Origin of the sequence: Helicobacter anatolicus, assembly GCF_021300615.1 — a bacterium.
GTDB lineage: Bacteria > Campylobacterota > Campylobacteria > Campylobacterales > Helicobacteraceae > Helicobacter_H > Helicobacter_H anatolicus.
The window spans coordinates 21362-37345 of the sequence record NZ_JAJTMY010000001.1 but is presented as its reverse complement, the minus strand read 5'-3'; the positions used below and the strand labels follow the sequence as shown (position 1 = coordinate 37345).

The following is a 15984-nucleotide window of genomic DNA, read 5'->3' as shown; positions in this document are numbered from 1 at the left end:
AAAAATCCCCCTGAAAGTCCCATAATTACGACATTTTTAAGTATTTTTGTTTGCGTTTTTCTCCCTTATGCACCACTTTTAGTGGTGAAAGATTAGAATTTATAAGCATAGCTAATTGTAAGATAGCTTTGAGTATGAAGATCATAAACCCCGATTTGTGATTTAAGATTATTTTCATTATTTATTTGTTCTATATTTTGATGATTGATTAAACCAAAAATACCACCAAGACGATAATTCATTTCAAAAAGATGGTGTTTTTTGAAAAGATAGTGCAAACCGATTGTAAAATAAACGCCTTGTACCAAAATATTATTATTGGAATAACTAAACCCTGCATTATTTGTTAAAAAATTTTCTAAATAATAATCCACTTCATAACCTAAGCCTGCATTTAATCCTAAACTATGATTATCTCTATTTAAAAAATCATAAAGATATTTTACATCTACTCCAAATTTAATAGGGATAAAAGAATGGGTTGTTTCTATGGTTTTACTTTGATTTGAGTCAATTTTTTGAATAAAATTATTTATTTCATACCCTATACCACTATAAAGATGACTAGAAACTTTGATTCCGTGCTTAGCATTTGCATCGAAGTAATGTTGATACCCTAAAAGCAAGCCACCATTAAAAGTAATATTAGTATCATTATAATTGAAAGCATCGCTAGGGATTTCTGAGTTAGTTGTATATCTTAAATAATCCATACTTCCTAATTCTGCTTCTACTCCTAAGAAAAATCCATTTTTTTCTTTTTGCTTTGTGTAGTCTTTAGGGAGATGTTTTTCAATGGTATTGTTAGAATTAGTAATTCTTCCTTGTTCTAGATCTTTTTGCAAGACTTGCTGTTTTTGCTTTAATTCTAAAAGTTTATTTTCTTTTTCTAGACGCTCGATTTCTTCATCTATACTTTCTGCAAAAACACTTCCTAATCCTAAAAATACCATTGATATTGCTATTTTTTTCATAATCTGCTCCCTGTAAAAAATATTTGTAGAATTAAGACTTAGCTATTTTACTAAGTCTTGGTTTAGAGGTTAGGAAAGGTTGCCCTGCTAAAAAGCAGGGATTTATCAACTTTTTCTTAAAAGTGTTATTATTAACCAAATTATGGCTATAATAAGCTCTAGAAAAAGTTCGGTCAACCTTTTCATAGCTTCCTCCTTTCCGCTTTTCTGTTACAAAAGCGAGATTGGTGAAGTCAAGCCTATAAGGTTACCCTTATGGGCTAACCTCTGATAACATTATACCAAAAAATCCCCCAAAAGTCCCATAATTACGACATTTTTAAGTATTTTTGTTTGCGTTTTTCTCCCTTATGCACCATAAAGTTTTGCTTTATGGTGAGAAAAATCTCGTAAAATAGGTTATTATAAGGGATATAAATTATTTGTTAGGAATGAGATAATTATTGTAGGTTGGACAATAATAATTATTATCTACTCCAAAAACCGAACGACAATTAAGGCTACCTTCAGCTATTTTTGAACTCCAAAAATTATAAACTTGACAATAACTTCCTTTGCCTTTTCTGTAATATTTTTTTTGCAGATCATTAAAATCTTTGCTTGTTCTGTAGGTTTCATCTTTATAATAACCTTCATTTGCCTCATAAAATTTCATGTAATTATTATCCAAACCTATTTCATTAATATCTATTAAAGGTTCACTTCTTTCAATTTTTTTAATGGCTTTGCTTAGATATAAAAGTGTAGGTTTTTCTTCATTATCTTGTTTTGGGCGTTGGTAGATAATTTCATTACCATAATTTGTAGTTTTATAAGTCACCCTCCATTTTGCCTTTGTGATAAAATTACCATTACTCCAGTGTGTGTAATATCTCCTTTTACTTCGACCCCAACCGCAATCCTGATATCTACTTTCTTCTTTTCCTGTCAGTTCTCTTTCTTTAATCTCAAAAGTATAAGTCCCATTAAGATCACCCTTTTCTGTTTTTCCTGCCAAATTCCTATCGCTTATTTTTGTATAAGGCATAGTAATTTTTCCACTTTTGCCTTTATCAGTACTATAATCACAAGCTGTAGCATTATAATAAGCTCCTTGCAATTCATCAAATGCTTTTAGCTGTGTAGCTCTATAAGCTTCTAGTTTTTCATCATTATATTCCCAATCTCCACAAGAATATTCTTTTAATTCTAATGTATATTTTGATATTACTCCATTACTAATATAGACTTTTTCTCCTGTATTTGGATCAATGTAGTATTTTTTTACAAAGCGTTTGATTTTATTACCTTCTTGTTCATAATTAATTAATTCTTCTTTGATGTTTTGAAAATCACTACAATCTTGTGCGATTTTGATTGTGCCATCAATACCTCTAAATAAAATTTGAGTTTGAAAGGTCTCTGTAAAATCTCCACCATAACCTTTATTGGATGTGTTTTGGAGTTTGCATTTTGAATCATCTTTAAACATTTTAAATTTATATTCATTGCCAAATAAATCTACACAACCACCGACATTTTGTTGTTGGTTTTCTTTATCTATATAATAAAATTGTGTTTGCTTAATAGCAATGGATTTATTAAAATCATAACGATATCCACACAACGTGTCATCCCTAAGGGCTGGAATTTCATAACAATTCCCACCTTTATCAATAATGCTTAAGATTAAATCATTTTCCTCTCTATAAGGAGATTTACAATATTGAGAGCTATAAGAAGCAGGAGGCTGTTCATTGTTAGAAGAGGAGTCTTCCTTTCCGCTTTCAGTAATTACTGGGGGCAAATAATTTGTTCCTTGATTATTAGATCCTCCTAGACTAGGAAAATATCCATTGCCAAAGTTTGTATTTCCTTCATAAAAATCCCCATTACTTCCTTGATTTCCATGTGTGGGGGTAGTAATTCCACCTGTATTGCTAGATAAGGAAGGAGAGCTACTAGAAGAACTGCCACTACTACTAGAAGAAGAATTACTAGAGCTATTGGGGCTTTTTTTAGATTTTTTATATTCTTTAGAATCAACTTCTAAAATTTTTGCAATTTCTGTATCCACTTCCCCTGCAAGGGTGATTTTTTTGTTTTTATTGATCCATGGGAATTTGTGATTTAAAATCACGCTAGGGAAGCTAGAAAGATCATAGGGTATACCATATTTATAAATTTTTTGCAGTTCAATATAAACTTGTGTGCGTGATTTATTCCAAGTATATACGCCTACTCCCTTTGCATCCTGTTTTTTTCCATTTAAAAAAATATTCCCATAAATCTTTCCACTTTTTTTGCTTATGTCAAATTTTTTGCTTGTGATGATTGTAATAGCGTTTGCGGTATTGAATAAAAATAGAGGAATTAAAAATAACAATGTTTTCATGAGAAATCTCCTTATAGTTTTTTTATAGCTTTGTGTTTTTCGATATTGTTAAATTGCTCTTTAAAACTCTCTTTTAAAGGCTTGTATTTATCAATCTGTCTGATTTTTTGCAAGATAATATTGCGTCTGGTTTTAGATTCTTGATAGTCTTTTAGGCTTTTTTCTAAAAAATCTTGCAAAGATTGTGCTGTGGGAATATTGCTAATGATTTTTGATAGTCTTAAATCATCATTGCAGTCCTTTGTAAAGGGAATGTAAAGTTTAGGAGTGATATTTAATTCTTGAAAATACTTTTCAACTTTTTTGTAAAATTCTCTGCCATTTTCATCATTGTCAAATGCTAAAAAGATATTACTTTCATGAGAAAGTATTTTTAGATCTACAAAATATTTTAAAAGCTTTTCTGCTTTCTTTATATCAAAGTTTCCACTTGTACTACACAATAAAGTATGATGTGGATCTAGTTTTTTTAAATCCAAAAGGGAGAGGGAATCTAAAATGCTTTCAGTGATGATAAAATTTTTAATCTCTCCTTTTGGCTTTAATATTTCAAAACCCTTGCTACCAACCTGAATGTTTTTTAATGGTTTTTTTCTTAAATTTCCCTCACTATCTTTAAATAAAGGGGTTTTTAGCCTTTTTGTAAAGCCACAAAGATTGACAAATCTATAATTAATTCCCATGGCTTTTATTTCATTTAAAACATAGTTAGGAAAAATAACATTTTGATAGGAATCAGTTTTAATTTGGTCTTGATATTCTTTTATTAGGTTTTGGTGGATTTGTCTATTTTCTAAAAAGCCATTGCATAAATCAACATTGTTTAGCTCATCAAATTCTTCCTTAAGTTTTTTACTACTTTTTGGAATTTGCATTTTTTTTAAATACTCTACATCAAGATCTGTAAAATCTGCCTTGCTATGTTGTGCTAAAAAATGATTAATATTAATTTTTCGCATTTTACAAAAATTAATAATATTTCCTCGATCTTTTTCATCTCCATTCATGTTGTAATAAAGATAATAAGGCTCTTGTAATTTCTCATCAAATTTTATTGCCACCATGATTTTTTCATTCAAATCCTCATTTTTTAGAGGAATCCATCTTGATCTTAAAACTTCTCTTTCATTCATATTCATAGGCTTATAACCCATTTGCATTAATACAAAATGTAGAGGAATATTTTGGGGTCTTTTCTTCATTTTAGCCCCTTTTTAGTGATTTTTCTTGGTTATTTGCAAATTTTTCTAAAGACTTTTTAAATTCCTTATCTAATGGGGTTTTACTAGTTATATTTGTTATGTTTATATTCTCTTTGGAATTGATTTTTTTAGCAATATCAAGTAAGTCTTGATTGAGAATTTTTGTATTATGTTGTGAGAGGCGAATACCTTCTGAAATCATTTGCTTGTGCTCTTTTGTGAGTTTGGATGGTTCTTTATTTACAAGAATGATTAAAATTTTTAATTCATCATCATTCATGCCATTTTTTGCATAATGCCAAAATCTTTTTTTAAAATCAGCCTTACTCATTTTTAAATCATGATTTTCAATTCTTTGTTGTTCAATCCACGAAATCCAGGGAATCTTAACCCCATTTTCTTCTTGAGGTTTTACTTGGCTTTGTGGGGTGTTTTGCTTTTTAGATTCTAGCTCTTTGCTTTGTTGCTTGTTATTTTCTTGATGTACTTCTAAGACTTCTTCTTGTAAGGTTGTAACAAACTCTTCCCCTGCTTGATGATTTTTGATTATATCTTTTTCTTTTGGAGGGACAAGGGGGATGTTTTGAGGTGCTTCTTGAAATTGTTTTAAAAGATTTTCTTGAGGGACATTGGTTTCTAAAAGTATTTTTTCTTCTTTATCTAATCCTAAAAAATTGATCGTTCCTTTTTTTATGTTGCTTTTTACTTGATTTGTCAAATTTTTTGCATAAAGGTTTTTACTCTTTAAGATTTGTTCATGATCTATAAAACTTTCACGATTAAAAACATTAATGCTATTTTGATCAATATTGATCGTTTTCGTGATGTTTTCTTGCTTATAGATTGGTTTTTTGATTTCCTCATTCTTCCATTCTTCTAAGTTTTTATTAAATTTTCCCCAATCTAGTGGGATTGTAGCTGTATAGTAATCAATTTTTTCTTCAGGAGAAGGAAGGGAGAGAGAATATTTTATTTCCCCTACCTCTTTTTCTAAAAGATTTAAATACTCTTCCCCTGCTTGATGATTTTCTTGTTTTACTTCTTCTTTGAAGTCTTTTAAAAAACTTTGAAAATCTTGAAAGATATTTTGATCTTGTGTAGCATCAAAGTCTTTTTTAAATTCTTCTAAAGTATTAAGAATGCTTTCAATAAAACTTTCTTGCGAAGAGTTTTCTTGCATTTCACTCATAAAAGAATTGAAAAATTCTTTCTTCTCATCAAATTTTAGTTGATTATAGGTTTGTAAAAAAGTTTGTAAGAATATTTTGGGGTTCATAAAGTTCTCCTAATGGTTGTGATTAGGATTTTATGAAAATCAAAAAATAAAAAATTTCATCTTGCCTATTACAGCATAAATAAAGCTTTTGCAACAAACAAGTTTTAAATTTATGAAATATGATTTTATTTTTTTATAATTTTGTGAGACATCAAGCAGGGAGCATACTTTCATATGCTCTTCGGGTAATATTATAATGAAATTTTTAAAAATATGCAAGAGATTTTCAAAAATTTTATGAAAATTTTTTAATTTATCGCAAGTTAGAGGCTTTGTGCCCTGCGGGGAGATAAAGCTAAGTAAGATAAAAATTACTTAGCTTTAGTTTAGAGGTTAGAAGAGTTTAGCCCCTGCTAAAAAGCAGAGGATTTATCAACTTTTTCTTAAAAGTGTTATTATTAACCAAATTATGGCTATAATAAACTCCAAGAAAAGTTTTACCAACTCTTCATTCATTGGCTTCCTCCTTTCCGCTTTTGTGCTAGAAAAGCGAGATTGGTGAAGTCAAGCCTATAAGGTTACCCTTATGGGCTAACCTCTGATAACATTATACCAAAAAATCCCCCAAAAGTCCCATAATTGCGACATTTTTAAGTATTTTTGTTTGCGTTTTTCTCCCTTATGCATCATAAGCTTTAGCGTAATGGTGAGGAAACATCAAAGCATTTTTTATTTAAAAATCTTTGGGAAGCCAAATTGATCAAATTCAATTTCATATTCAGAATAGCGATTTTCATCCACAATTGCCTTGATTTCTTCTTCAGTTTTTAGCTCATCTTGGGCTTGTTGTTGGGTATTTAGATTGCGATGATATTTTCTTTGAAAATCTTCTGCCATAAGGCTACCAATTAATGAGAGTGTCTCATTCATAAAAGCAATGCCATTAGAGAGATCTTTGGTGTAATCTAATAGCATTAATGAGGCTTTTTGATTAATATCTGCATAGACTTTAGCTTGACTTTCTTCATTACTCCCTGCTGCAATCAACTTTTCATTAAATTCCTCTTTTAATTGGTTGTAATCATGATTTAGCCTTTGGGTATCTAGCATTAAGGGATAGCAAAATTCTTCATTATTTCCTTGCGTCTCCTTGCAATATATAATATTATTTTTCTTATCATTATAGACTTTATCCTTTACACCCAAATGCTCCAACATTTGCTCTTGTCGATTAATAAGAGGTTCAAATTTCTTTTGTAATTCCATTTCATCATTTAAAATCTTATGAAATTCTATTTGCATTTGTTTGATTCTTAATTCTTCAAAAAGCTTTTTATCATTCTTTAATAGGGCTTGTTTTTGCATTTCATTGATTTTTCTCAGCTCTTTATTCTTTTCTTCTCTATATACCTGCTCACAAAGCTTTTCTGCTAAAGCCCTACCGCTTAGTGTTCCTAGTGTTGCTGTGAGGTTTTGATAGGTGTTATCTGTTAGACTTTCAATCAATCTTTTAGCATCTTTGATGAGTTGAGTCTCTTCTCCTGTTTGCGTAAAAAAGATTTGCAAAGATTGAGGAGAGATAATATCCATTCTTAGCCAAGGGCATTTGTTTGCTAATCTCTTACTTTTAATCTTGTCTCGATAATCCCAATCTTTTAAAGTTTTTGATAGCCTTTTGTAATTATCCTCCATTGCACTTAAAGAACTTTTTAGAGTTTCTAGAATCTGCAATGGATTTGCAATTGAAAGGGTGCTTGATTTTAAAAAATTATTAGTTTTACTCATAATGTCATTAATTTGATTGAGACGATTGACTTGATCATTTGCCTTTTGAATCATCTCCTCATATTTTTTAATAGAATCTGCCATTTTCCCTATCATGGTTGTTTGCTGAATTTCTCCTTGCGTGTCATGCACTTCTAGAGGTATTGCTATCATGTAGCAACAAAATAAAATTATTGTCAAAAATTTCTTCATTTTAGCCCCTTTTATAAATGATGGAAAGCATTGATGATTTTTCCAAATCTCTCTTCTTCGTCAATATGCATATATTTTTGTGTTTCTGTGATAGTGCTATGCCCTAATGCCCTTTGTACTAAGAGAATATCCTTTGTTTTTTTATAAAGAAAACTTGCAAAGGAATGACGCAAAAGATGTGCCCCTTTTTTATTTTTAGAAATATTGCATAATTCCAAAAGCCTTCCACAAGCCTTGTAGATTGTTGGGTATTTGATTGTAAATAAAAACTCTCTTTGATCATTAAATAAAATAAACAATTCTTGAATATGGTTAATTTCAATGGCGAGGTTTCTAAATTTATTCCCCTTTCCTAGAATTTTAAAAATGACGATATCATTAGAGAATTGAATTTCTTTTGTTTTAATAGAAAGCACCTCACTAGCCCTAGCTCCTGTAAAAAGCAAAATTTTTAATGCTAAAATCTTTTCAAGATGCTTAGTATTATTTTTCTTTGTATCCATTTTTTTTATGTGAGAGTGGATTTTTTTTAACTCTTCTTGATTAAGAAAATCAATTTTCTTATCGACACTAAAATTAAGATAAAAAAAATTAAAGAGTTCTTTTTTCTTGATTCCCATAAAGAAAAAAAACTCTTTTAGTAGTTTTTGATAAAGGAATTTAGAGGAATTTTTAAGATCATTTCTAGAAAATAAATAATCAACAATCAAATTGTTCTTAAAATTCCTCACATCATAGCCTATGCCTGTTTTTTCTAAAAATTCAATCAAGCCGATAAATATAGAAGAATATAAATTTAAAGAGGAAAATTTTTGTTTATAAAATAGCTTAACACAAGCATTAAGCGTTTCTTTATTCGTGATAGCTATTTCTTGAAGGATTTGCTCTTTTTCTATATAGTTTCTCTTTCTATCAAGCGTTTTTACTTTAAATCTAACAAATTCATTAATCCAAAAAAATATATTGTCTTGCAAGGTGTCTCCTTAGTTACTTTCCTCAATCTCTATTTTTTTATTACAAGACTTTGCCTTTAAAAAATCCTCATCTGCAAAAATGCTATTTAATGTCTGTGTATCAATTACATTTTTTTTATTTGGAGGATTTAGAAAAAAAATTGCTTTTTCTTGAGTGATTTCTTTGATATAAGACTCTTGAGATGTTAAGAGTTTCTGAAGTTCATCAAATTCTTGTGTAGCTTCAATGACTGCAAGGTTTTCTTCTTTATCTAACTCATTTTCTAGCTCTTTATCCTGTTGGCTTTCTCTTATAATTTTTTCTTCCAAAATGAGATTGGTTCTTTTATTATAAATTTTATTTTTAAAATAAAAGACTATTTTAAGTTTAATGGGTCTTGCTTTAAAACCGGTCACTAGGAGGAGGGCTTCATCATCTGGTAGGTTTAAAATATCTTGTGTTGTTACAAGTGGCGTACCTTCAAAAGAGATGGAAGTAGAGCCAGAATCAACTTTTTTACCCTTACTTTTTGAGATATGCTTCCTTGTATAATTTCCAATTTCTTTGGAGATTTTACTAGCAAAATCTTCACTGCCGGATTTAAAAATGACTTTATAATGACAAATTTCATTAATAATGCTGTAATCCTCTTTGCCATAGTGCTTTGATATTAAACTTTCACTTTGAGTAATATAAATAGGGACTTGTCCATAGCTTCTTGATAATGCTGGCATCTCCATTAAAAAGCTTAATTTACCAAATCTAACAAATTCATCTAAATACCAATACACAAGTTTTTTAGATTCTTTTAAAAGCATATTTTTTGCAATGTTTTCTAAAAATATTCTAATTAAGGGGGCAATAAAATCAATATCTGTTTGTGCAATTCTTATATAAATTGTAATTTTTTCCTCTCGTAAATCTTCATAATTAAAATTCATTGTTTTTGTGGCATTTGCTACTTGCTCATAGCTAAAAACCTGCATATAACGCCCATAGGTGGATTTTATAGATCCAAATTCATCTCTAGGAATAGAAACCCACTGCCTTGCAAATTTTCTTAATGTTTCAGGAAATTCTTCTTTGCCACTTTTTGCAACAAATATTTTAATTTGTTCTAAACTCTCATCAATATAGTTTCTAGGTTCATTAATATCGCAGTATTTTAATTCTGAAATTTGTTGATAAAATAGCCTCTCGCAATCCACAAAATTGGCTTCTATGGTATTGCCATTCTCATCCACTTCAAAAAGCATTTCATGGTATTTACTTTGAGGATGAATTAATTTTTTAAAATCCCTCTTTGTGGCTTGAGAAAGTGCATGAAAATTACTCTCTCCTTGTGTTAGTATGTCATAAAGTGCAAAAAACACAAATAGATTTTTTGCTTGTTCTAGCCAATGGTCTTTTTTATCATCAACAAAAATAGTTTCTGCAATCTCATTGACAAGCCTGATTTTTTCATAATAATTCATTTTTTCAATAAGTTTTTTATCAAAGGGATTAAAGCATAAATCTGTATCTTTTGTGATTGCAACTTTTCTTTTATAAGAAAAACTCTCTCCATTCTCATCAATAAGGCTTTCTTCAATGATCTCCTCTTCCCTTTTTCTCATAGGATCAAAGATTAAAATTTTATTTTTTAAAACCTTTTGTCTGTAGCCTGCAGTAAGTGAACAAAGCTCTCCTTTGATATCTAGAACAATTGCGGAATTTTCAACACTTAAGAGATTAGGAACAATGATTGAGGCAGTTTTTCCTGTACCAGGAGGGGCGACAATTAAAGTAGCAAGAGGGTTGTGATGAAAAATATATTTACCCTTAAAAGCCCCAAAAAGAAATCCATTTTTAATAGATTTAATAGAATGTCTAGTTTTTAGTTTCATTTTTGCCAAATCTTTTAATTTGGCAAATTCGGCATATCCATGAGTTTTCTTTTGGAAAGAAAGGAAAAAAAATAAAAAAACTATTAAGGGAAAAATGCCATAAAATAAGCAAATATACACAATTACCTTCATTTTTTTATTTAACAAATTCATGATAACTATCTTTGCCATAATAATTGCTTCATTAATACTATTTAAATCCATAAAAAAATAAAGAGATAAAACAAAGCTAAGTGGCATAGAAATTAAAGTAATTAATAAAAAAATAAAAATTCTCAAAACCTATCTTCCTCTGCTAATTTTTTTAATGTTTGGCTATCTAGCTTTTCAAAAACCTTAGAAAATAGCCCTCTTTTATAACCTTCTTTTAAAATCAATCTTTTAAGGAATTTGTTATAAACCCTTGAAAATTCCACCCCCTTTTGTTTTTTGCCAAAGTTGTTTTCAAGCAATATTAAGTTTTTTAGCACTAAGATTCTAATGTCTTCTAAAAGATCCCTGCAATTTTTAATCTCTTGATTTATATGTGTAAAAAAAGAGGTGTTAAAAATTTCTTCTTGAAAATGCCTTGATTTTTTAAAAGAATTGATGTGATAGGCAATTTGATTGATATTGTTGAAAGTGGCATTTAAATCTTTATATTTCTTCTTATTAAAAGAAATAAGCTCTACCATTTTTACAAAAACATAGGAATTTTTTGTTTCATTATTGAATTTGATCAATTCTTGTATGATAGCTGTATAAGATTTATTTTGTTGTTTTGCCATTTCTTCTAGTATTTTTTTACTATTTTCATCCAAAACAATATGCAAATTCTTTCCATTAATTTTTTTTGACATTTAATACCTCTGAAATCACTCTGTCATGATTAATCTTTTTGATTTGGATAATGTAGTCAATACCGCTTTTAAAATACTTTTCCACTGCAGAATAGTCAATATCTTTATTGCCACTTGCCATTTTAATATTCATAGAAATTGCTTCAATGGCTTCTTTTGGACTATTGGCATGAATAGTGCTAATCATTCCACTATGTCCGGTATTAGAAAGCCTTAAAAACAACATTACATTTCTTGTATCCACTTCCCCAAGCAAAAGCCTTTGAGGAGACATTCTCATTGCCGAGTTTAACGCCTTTTCATAAGTAAAACCTGTATTTTCATTTTTACTTACTAGCATTTGTACTTTATTATCATTTTTAATTTCAAGTTCTAGAGAATCTTCAATTGAAATAACTCTTTCTTCCAAAGGAATTTCTTCGATAAGAGTATTGAATAAAGAAGTTTTGCCACTAGCGGTGCCACCAACAATCAAAATGTTTTTCTTTTGGGTAATAAGTGTTTTTAAATTTTGATAGTTTAATTCTAAATCACTTTGTTTTTGTATTACTTCTTCTAGATTTTCTTTGATTTTAAAATCACTAAGCCTAAAAGTGTTTTTATTAGGAATCCTGATATTTAGGGCAATTTGATTATTTGCTGTAACACTATGATGCAAAGCATTGATTCTATATCTTGTGTTTGGTATAGAACAATTTAGTTGTGGATACTTCTCATCAAATCTTAAATTTAACTTGATAGCTAAAACTTTGCAAAAATCAAATAAAAATTCAAAATCTAAACTCTCATCAATGACTTCTTTATAAGAACTTCCAAATTGTAAATATAGCTGTTTTTCTCTATTAAAAATCACCTCATTTATATTTTCCAAACCAATATATTCTTCTAGCTTTTTGACTAAGAGATCAATTGCTAACATTTTTAATCTCTTCTTGCAGGGTTGCAATTTGCATAATTAGCCGATTTAGCTTATTTTGCGAATTGTGAAACTCTTTAGTTTTCTTAATTAGTTGGTTTTTTAACTTCATTTGTTTTTTATTTTGCATGAGTAACTCTTCATTTTTTGAAAGTATTTCATCTACATTAATTTCCATTTTATTTTCCATTTTATTTTCCATTTTATTTTCCTTATTATTTTTTTGAAAATCTTTTTAGGATTTTCAGTGTTCTAATCATCAAATTCATCATTTGTCTGATTCTTTTGTAATTGATTTTCTTTTTCTTCTTTAAAAAATCTTGCAAGTGTCTCTCCTTTTTTTGGGGTTGGAATAAAAATATCTTGTGTAAGGGAAATAAAAACTCTACTCCCTTCACGAATGATAATAATAGGGGCGATTTGGATTTGCTCCCTAATAATATTTTGTATAATGCTTGAAATATCGCTTTTGCTTTGATTAAGCAGTTGGGTTGTGCTATAGGCATTTAAATAATTATTTTTAGCTTTTGCATTTAAAGAACTATTGATTGCGATTAATAAGCCATTAGATAGCGTGGATAAAGATAAAGGCAAACCATAACGCTCCCATTGGCGTTTATAAACCTTTCCAATTAATCCGCTATAACCTTTAATATCTGCTCCCCTTGCTTTTGTAAGCATAATATTGATTCCTTGTGGGGTGATGATTCTTGTCCAAATCACTTGCAAGCGATAGTCTCCTATTTTATTATTTGATCGATAAAAACCTATAACTTTTGAACCTTTGGGGATTAAAACCGCCCTTCCCATCGCTCCATAAATATTGCTTTCTACTTGTGCGGTAACCTCTCCTGAAATTTGACTAGAAATTGGGCGGATTAAAATTGCTGGAATCATCTTATCTGCGGTGATAGTTCGCAATAATTTATGTTCATTACTTCCAACATCTTTTTTATCAAGATTGCTAAAACTATCTACTCCAAACTCTATTTCCCCATCTTCTTTCTCCTCTTCTTTTGGGATTTTAATGGTTTGGATTCTGGAGGCTAACTCCCATATTCTTCTTTGTTGCTCCTTAGAGGCATGATTTAATTCAAATTGTTTGTTATTATTTTGAAATATGAGGATTTGCTGGTTTTTTCGCTCTCTTTGCTTTTTAATCTCTCTTTCTAATTCTTCTTTTGTTTTAATAATTTTCCCTTGAGAATCCACTAAATTACCATTCTCATCAATGTAGTATTCATCTTTTAATAGTTTGTTTAAATTTTCATTCGCTTGTATTTCTTGTAATAGCTCTTCTTGTTTTTTCTTTTTTAGCTCTTTTTCTAGAGCATTGATTTGCTCATTAGCCTTTTTTAAATCTTGACTGACTTGCTTAAAAGAATTCTCTTCTTTTTCTTCATTTTCTTTTTGCTCCTCTTTTTTTAACTCTTCTTGATTTTGATATAAATAATCATTCAAAGGAAATTTAGAAAAAAACTCTAAATCCTCTTCTTCTGTCTTAGAATCCCTCCCCAAGATTAATACAACCGAAAACACAGCAAAAAAAATGCTAGAAAAAAATAAAATCTTAAATTTGTGTTGAGAAAAAAGTGCTTTCATTCTCTAAACCTCACACAAACATATTCTTTTCCAATCCTTAGGGTAAATTTATCACCCACATCCTCTGCAATGATGTAATTTCCAACAATTTTAGTATTTATAGGATGGTCATAGCCATCTACAACTTTATAAATTACTGGAAATTTTGAAGCATTGTCTGCTCTATCGTATTTAAAATAAGTGTAATCCTTGTCTTTAAAAATACGCAATGCCTTAAGGGCTTTTGCCTCCTTACTTTCTTTTTTATAAATCCAAAAACTCCACCAAGTGCGGTAACTTCTTGCTTTTTGATAAAATCCTTCTTGAATTTTGCTTTTTTCTATATGGATTTTATTGACACTATCTCCAATGCTAATAAAATTTTCATCCTCCCTTTCAAAAGCGGTATAATCTATGCTTTTTTCTTCTTTTTCTTTTTGCTTTAACTTCTTATTTTTTTCTTTCAACATTTCAAGCTTTTTTTGTTTTTCATTGATTTTTTTACTATCCATATTCTCTACAAAAACCACAAGTGTTGGGTTTTTTGAATTTGTAAAATGCGTAGAAAAAAGATAAAAAGAATAAATCTGTCCGCTTTTGCCAAAAGCAATTAAATTTGTATCAATGCCGATTTTTTGCGGTTTTATAATAAGAGTTTTAATATTATCAAATTCATCTTTAATTGCTTTGATTTCAAAACCAATACTATCTCCATTAACAAATTTAACCAAATAATCATTTTGAAAATTAATGCTTGTTACCATTGCATATCTCGTGCGGATTTTATAGATTTCTCCTTTTTTATATTGGATAAATAAAGAATTCTTCATTTTTTCATGAGAATTAAAAAAAGACCCTTGTATTGCATCAAGAAAGATCAATGGATTCTCCATCTTTTCTTCTATTTGCTCCATCTGCTCCTCTTTAAAAGGATTTTGCTCTGCTTTGATTTCTTCATCTATAAATGGGCTTTTTTCTGGAGTTTGTGCTAATAAAAAAATGCTAGAAAAAACAAAAAATGCGATTTTTTTCATTATTCTCCCCCTTCTTGATTTAGATTTTCCTCTTCTTTTTCTTTTTGCTTTTCATCCTGATACAAATAGGCATCTTCTAACACCTTCTCCTCATCTTTTGTTACTCTTTTAATTTTAGAGATAAGCTCCTTTCTTTCAACCCTATTTTCTACATCAAGCTCTTTTAAGGTTTCTCTTTCGGTTATAGAATAACGCTTTACAATAAAACCTGTGGGATTTTTTGGCAAGGAAGCAAAATCAATCTCAATTTTTTCAAACTCATAAATTAATGAAATTGTATATCTTTTAATGGATTTGATTTTAGAATCCGCAAAAAGCGTAATTTCCACATCCGCAGTGGCATAAGTATTATTTTTTAATGAGATATTGACAATTTTTACCTGTCTTGTAATGGCTGGGTTTGTGTAAATACTTTTTTGGTCTGCAACAATGTTTTCAAGTTGTCTCCAAACTGCATTACTTGATTGAAGCCTGACTTCTTCCATTCTGAAATGATCATCAATTTTATTAATAATCTCGCGATTAAAAATATAAGCTCCAATTAATTTTCTTCTTAATGCCTCATTTGCAGAAATTGTAGAATCTGCTTTTTGCACAATGCCAAAATTATTAGTATCATTGACAAAGGTAACCAAATAAGGCTCTTTTGTCTTCAAGGGGAGCATGACAAAAAAAATAATAAACACAAAAAGAATGTTTAATACCATTGAAATTAAAAAGCCATATACAGAAAAATCAAAAATCTTTTCTTTGATTAATAAGAGGTAATTTGCATTATTGACATCTTCAAAAAGAGAATTTAAGCGTGGCTTGGTCTTAAAAATGCCCTTATTTGCATTTTTTGCAATAATGTCTAATTTTTCTTTTTGCAAATTCTCTTCTTGCTCTGCTTGAAGTTTGATTTTTTCTTTAAATGCCTGCAAATCCATTTCAAACTCTCTCAAAATGTTCTATTTTGCACGCACATGGGCTTTTTTTCATTTCATAAAATTTATTAGTACAAGCACTAAAAAATAACACCATTGCTAGGA

The 15984-nt window shown here is 29.4% G+C and carries 13 protein-coding genes; all 13 read right to left on the bottom strand.

Translation table 11 applies throughout. The features are described 5' to 3' along the window. Nucleotides 1–92 precede the first annotated feature (92 nt). A complete protein-coding gene (locus tag LW133_RS00180) occupies nt 93–974 on the bottom strand; it encodes an outer membrane beta-barrel protein (protein WP_233075417.1) in 882 nt (293 codons plus the stop codon). A 418-nt stretch (nt 975–1392) separates the two neighbouring features. After that, nucleotides 1393–3348: a hypothetical protein gene (locus LW133_RS00175; RefSeq protein WP_233075415.1), complete on the bottom strand. Its 1956-nt coding sequence runs from the start codon at nt 3346–3348 to the stop codon at nt 1393–1395. A gap of 11 nt (nt 3349–3359) precedes the next feature. Then, on the bottom strand, nt 3360–4550 hold the full coding sequence (locus tag LW133_RS00170; RefSeq protein ID WP_233075413.1) for a toprim domain-containing protein: 1191 nt from the start codon (nt 4548–4550) through the stop codon (nt 3360–3362). 1 nt (nt 4551) lies between these two features. Then, entirely contained in the window at nt 4552–5826 is a 1275-nt protein-coding gene (locus tag LW133_RS00165) for a hypothetical protein (protein ID WP_233075411.1), read from the bottom strand. A 669-nt stretch (nt 5827–6495) separates the two neighbouring features. Next, nucleotides 6496–7743, bottom strand: a complete 1248-nt coding sequence (locus tag LW133_RS00160; RefSeq protein WP_233075409.1) for a hypothetical protein — start codon at nt 7741–7743, stop codon at nt 6496–6498. An 11-nt stretch (nt 7744–7754) separates the two neighbouring features. Continuing rightward, nucleotides 7755–8717, bottom strand: a complete 963-nt coding sequence (locus LW133_RS00155) for a tyrosine-type recombinase/integrase (protein WP_233075407.1) — start codon at nt 8715–8717, stop codon at nt 7755–7757. Nucleotides 8718–8726: 9 nt separating this feature from the next. Then, entirely contained in the window at nt 8727–10715 is a 1989-nt protein-coding gene (locus tag LW133_RS00150) for a type IV secretory system conjugative DNA transfer family protein (protein WP_332908886.1), read from the bottom strand. Nucleotides 10716–10858: 143 nt separating this feature from the next. Further along, nucleotides 10859–11422: a ribbon-helix-helix domain-containing protein gene (locus LW133_RS00145; protein WP_233075399.1), complete on the bottom strand. Its 564-nt coding sequence runs from the start codon at nt 11420–11422 to the stop codon at nt 10859–10861. Beyond that, nucleotides 11406–12341 (bottom strand): ATPase, T2SS/T4P/T4SS family, encoded by a 936-nt coding sequence (locus LW133_RS00140; protein WP_233075397.1) that lies wholly within the window; start codon nt 12339–12341, stop codon nt 11406–11408. Before LW133_RS00140 ends, LW133_RS00145 begins: the two co-directional genes overlap by 17 nt. Next, a complete protein-coding gene (locus LW133_RS00135) occupies nt 12328–12540 on the bottom strand; it encodes an aminoacyltransferase (protein WP_233075395.1) in 213 nt (70 codons plus the stop codon). Before LW133_RS00135 ends, LW133_RS00140 begins: the two co-directional genes overlap by 14 nt. A gap of 50 nt (nt 12541–12590) precedes the next feature. Continuing rightward, nucleotides 12591–13940, bottom strand: coding sequence for a DNA type IV secretion system protein ComB10 (locus tag LW133_RS00130; protein ID WP_233075393.1), 1350 nt, complete (start codon nt 13938–13940; stop codon nt 12591–12593). Beyond that, nucleotides 13937–14953 (bottom strand): TrbG/VirB9 family P-type conjugative transfer protein, encoded by a 1017-nt coding sequence (locus LW133_RS00125; RefSeq protein WP_233075390.1) that lies wholly within the window; start codon nt 14951–14953, stop codon nt 13937–13939. Before LW133_RS00125 ends, LW133_RS00130 begins: the two co-directional genes overlap by 4 nt. After that, the gene (locus LW133_RS00120; protein WP_233075389.1) at nt 14953–15897 is read right to left on the bottom strand and encodes a VirB8/TrbF family protein; all 945 of its coding nucleotides are present in this window, start codon (nt 15895–15897) and stop codon (nt 14953–14955) included. Before LW133_RS00120 ends, LW133_RS00125 begins: the two co-directional genes overlap by 1 nt. Nucleotides 15898–15984 lie beyond the last annotated feature (87 nt).